4 protein-coding genes are annotated in these 4,133 nt (G+C 61.8%); 3 read left to right on the forward strand and 1 reads right to left on the reverse strand.

Going from position 1 to position 4,133, the window contains the following annotated elements:
• Positions 1–68: 68 nt before the first annotated feature.
• Positions 69–767, reverse strand: a complete 699-nt coding sequence (gene pyrF, locus ACW9IR_RS28900; RefSeq protein WP_457466017.1) for an orotidine-5'-phosphate decarboxylase — start codon at positions 765–767, stop codon at positions 69–71.
• A 296-nt stretch (positions 768–1,063) separates the two neighbouring features.
• On the opposite strand from pyrF, the gene ACW9IR_RS28905 reads away from it, so the two are divergent.
• The 3 genes from ACW9IR_RS28905 to xopAW all read left to right on the forward strand — a co-directional run bounded on the left by ACW9IR_RS28905 (position 1,064) and on the right by xopAW (position 3,937).
• Positions 1,064–1,813, forward strand: coding sequence for a response regulator (locus tag ACW9IR_RS28905; RefSeq protein ID WP_016983639.1), 750 nt, complete (start codon positions 1,064–1,066; stop codon positions 1,811–1,813).
• Entirely contained in the window at positions 1,813–2,856 is a 1,044-nt protein-coding gene (locus tag ACW9IR_RS28910; protein WP_110720326.1) for a HAMP domain-containing sensor histidine kinase, read from the forward strand. The genes ACW9IR_RS28905 and ACW9IR_RS28910 overlap by 1 nt, the downstream gene beginning before the upstream one ends.
• Before the next feature lie 232 nt (positions 2,857–3,088).
• Complete coding sequence (xopAW, locus tag ACW9IR_RS28915; RefSeq protein WP_150706554.1) at positions 3,089–3,937, forward strand: XopAW family type III secretion system calcium-binding effector; 849 nt, start codon at positions 3,089–3,091, stop codon at positions 3,935–3,937.
• Positions 3,938–4,133: the final 196 nt, after the last annotated feature.

Genomic DNA, 4,133 nt, shown 5'->3' on the forward strand with positions numbered 1-4,133 from the left:
ACATTAACGTTGTTTGACACACCGCTATCGCGAGCAGGCTCACTCCTACAGGGTTTTGCAGTGTTTGCTTAGGCGATTTCGGCTACAACCGACGCCAGCGCCTGTGCCGGATCCGCCGCCTGACTGATCGGACGGCCAACCACCAGATAATCGGAACCGGCATCCAGCGCCTGACGCGGTGTCAGAATGCGGCGCTGATCGTCCTGCGCGCTGCCGGCCGGACGAATCCCCGGAGTCACCAGTTGCAGCGACGGATGCGCGGTTTTCAGTGCCGAGGCTTCCAACGCCGAGCACACCAGCCCGTCCATGCCAGCCTTCTCGGCCAGCGCAGCCAGACGCAGAACCTGCTCTTGCGGCTCGATATCCAGACCGATACCGGCCAGGTCTTCACGCTCCATGCTGGTCAGCACGGTCACGCCGATCAGCAACGGCTGCGGGCCGCTGCGCTTGTCCAGCTCTTCACGGCAAGCGGCCATCATGCGCATACCACCGGAGCAATGCACGTTGACCATCCACACGCCCATCTCGGCAGCAGCTTTCACGGCCATCGCGGTGGTGTTGGGAATGTCGTGGAATTTCAGGTCGAGGAATACTTCAAAACCCTTGTCACGCAGGGTGCCGACAATTTCTGCGGCGCAACTGGTGAACAGTTCCTTGCCCACTTTGACCCGGCACAGTTTCGGGTCCAACTGGTCGGCCAGCTTCAGTGCGGCGTCACGGGTAGGGAAATCCAGGGCGACGATGATAGGAGTCTGGCAGGCGGACATGAATGGGCTCTCAGGCAGGTCGAAATCGGCGCGCATTGTAGCGGAACCGGCGGCGGCGCGGCACCCGATGATCGGTAAATCGTCGCGCCGACCGTGATCAGCATAGCGCTCGCTGCTATTGTGTCGACTCCGATACACAACCGACATGCCAGCAACAAGCACCCGCGCTAGCCTCGCCAGCCGCAACACGTCCTTACATCAGCACTTCCCGCCTCACGGCCGGACGCCTATGCTGAAACCACAACCTCGCAGCCTATCTTTTGTGGTTGGCGGCCTACTGGCAGATGAACAGCCTCATGCACAACACCCAAATGACCGCGACGGATGAGCCTAAAGACGACAAGCGCTGGAGCATTCGTGCGCTGATCGTCGACGATGACGTGCCGATCCGTGAGCTGATGATCGATTACCTCGCGCGCTTCAACATCCACGCCAGCGGCGTCACCGATGGCGCGGCGATGCGTCAGGCGCTGCTCGCCGAGCATTTTGACGTTGTCGTGCTGGACCTGATGCTGCCCGGCGAAGACGGCTTGTCGCTGTGCCGCTGGCTGCGCGCCGAATCGGACATCCCGATCCTGATGCTCACCGCACGGTGCGAACCGACTGACCGCATCATCGGCCTGGAACTCGGCGCTGATGACTACATGGCCAAACCGTTCGAACCGCGCGAACTGGTCGCGCGCATTCAGACCATCCTGCGCCGGGTGCGCGATGACCGTACCGAGCAACGGGCCAACATTCGTTTCGACAACTGGCGCCTGAACAGCGTCCTGCGTCAGTTGATCGCTGACGATGGCTTGGTGGTGCCGCTGTCCAACGCCGAATTCCGCCTGCTGTGGGTTTTCATCGAGCGTCCGCGCCGGGTGCTCAGCCGCGAGCAATTGCTCGACGCGGCCCGGGGTCGTTCGATCGAAGCGTTCGACCGCAGCATTGATTTGCTGGTATCGCGCCTGCGGCAGAAACTCGGTGACGACCCGAAAGCTCCACAGTTGATCAAAACCGTGCGCGGTGAGGGTTACCTGTTCGACGCGCGGGACATCGGCTGATGCGGGCGCGCTTCGACACGCTGTTCGGCCGCCTGTTTGGCGTGCTGTTCGTGGCGATCGTCCTGGCGCACCTGCTGGCGTTCACCTGGTTCCGCCTCTACGGCCCGCCTCCGCCGCCGCCGGAATTCTCCCAAGGCGCCAACGGCCAACCAATGGCGCAAGACCCACGCTATCCGCCACGGCCACCGCGTCCGTGGTTCGGTGGCCCGATAGTACCGCTGACCTTTCAATTCATCACGCTGATGATCGCGGCATGGTACGGCGCCAAACTGCTCAGTCGCCCGATCCAGCGCCTGAGCGACGCCGCCGAACGCCTCAGCGAAGACCTCGACAGCCCGCCGCTCGACGAGTCCGGCCCGCGCGAAGCACGACAAGCGGCGCACACCTTCAACCTGATGCAACGGCGCATTCGCGAACAGGTGCAGCAGCGCGCGCGGATGCTCGGTGCCGTGTCCCATGATTTGCGCACACCGTTGTCACGCCTGAAACTGCGTCTGGAAAACATCAGCGATGAAAAGCTGCAAGGCCAGATGCGCCAGGATCTCGACGACATGATCGGCATGCTCGACTCCACCCTCACTTACCTGCACGAACAGCGAACCAGTGAAGCCTTGCAGTTGATGGATGTGCAGGCGCTGGTCGAGTCACTGTGCGAAAACGCTCAGGACCAAGGTGCCGACGTGCACGTCAGCGGCCATTGCGCACCGTTGCCGGTGCAGCCGATGGCGCTGCGTTCGTGCATCAACAACCTCATGGACAATGCTCTGCGTTATGCCGGGCAGGCGCGGATTGAATTGCAGGATCAGCGCGAGCAACTGCTGATCCGCGTGATCGACCATGGCCCGGGGATTGCCGAGGACATGCGTGAAGCGGTGTTTGAACCGTTCTATCGCCTGGAAGGCTCGCGCAATCGCAACTCTGGCGGTGTGGGGTTGGGGATGACCATTGCCCGCGAGGCAGCGCAACGTCTGGGCGGACAACTCAACCTCGAAGAAACCCCCGGCGGCGGCCTTACCGCCATCATTCGCCTGCCGCGCCCCTGAGAAACACACATCCCCTTGTAGGAGTGAGCCTGCTCGCGATAGCGGTTTATCTGTGAGAGTTGCATTGACTGACACACCGCTATCGCGAGCAGGCTCACTCCTACAGGGGGTGGAGGTGAAATTTCAGTCTGTGTACCCACCGGTACAAACCCCACATACCCCAGACAACTTGCGCCCTGACGCTGCATAAGCCGGTACACCCACCGGTTTTCCATTCCAGGGAGTGAGTCCGATGATCGGTAGCGTCAGCAACTACACCAGCTATACCAGCACCAGCAGCACCTCCACGCAAAACGCCCGCAGCCAGCAACTGCAAAAAGAACTGTTCGCCAAACTCGACAGCAACGGCGACGGCGCGGTGGATCAGGACGAACTGAAAAGCGCCCTGTCGCAGAAGTCCGACGACGGACTGTTGGTCAACCTGAGCAAACAGTTCGGCGATCTGGACAGCGACGCCAGCGGCAGCCTCAGCGCCGAAGAAATGACCGCCATGGCGCCCCCTCCGCCGCCGCCACACGATCAAGCACCAGACACCGACCTCGCCGACGCCCTGATCAGCGCCCTCGACAGCGATGGCGACGGCGCCATCAGCAGCGACGAACTGAGCAGCGGCCTGACCAGCGCCGGCAGCACCGCCGACAGCAACGAACTCTTCTCCGCCCTCGACAAGAACAAGGACGGCACCGTCAGCCAGGACGAACTCACCGCCAGCCTGACCCCACCGCCGCCTCCCCCGCAAATCAACAGCGACGAACTGTTCAGCCAGCTCGACGCCGATGGCGACGGCAGCGTGACCGCGACAGAACTCAGCAGCGCACTTCAGACCAGCGACAGCGCGACTTCAACCACTGACACCAGTGCCGCGCTGCTAAAGGTCCTCGATAGCGACAGCAGTGGTGGCGTGAGCAGCGATGAGCTGAAAGCGGCGCTACAGGCTGGGAGAGAACGACCGGAGGAAGAGCAGACCGCTTCGACCCAGAGCACCACTGAAGCCCTGAACCGCATGATTGCCAATCTGAGCAAACAGTACTCGCTGGAGAAAACGGCGTCGGTGGGCAAGTATTTGAATGTGGCGACTTGAGTCGACGCCATTATTTGCCGCCGACAATCAAAAGCCCCTCACCCTAACCCTCTCCCAGAGGGAGAGGGGACTGATCGAGGTGTTTGGGAGAGCTACACCGACGTGAAATGCCGAGTCGAACTCAGATCATGAAAAGCCCGAAAATCGGCTCCCTCTCCCTCGGGAGAGGGCTGGGGTGAGGGGCGAATCCAACACC

The organism is Pseudomonas sp. SDT291_1_S447, assembly GCF_054070155.1.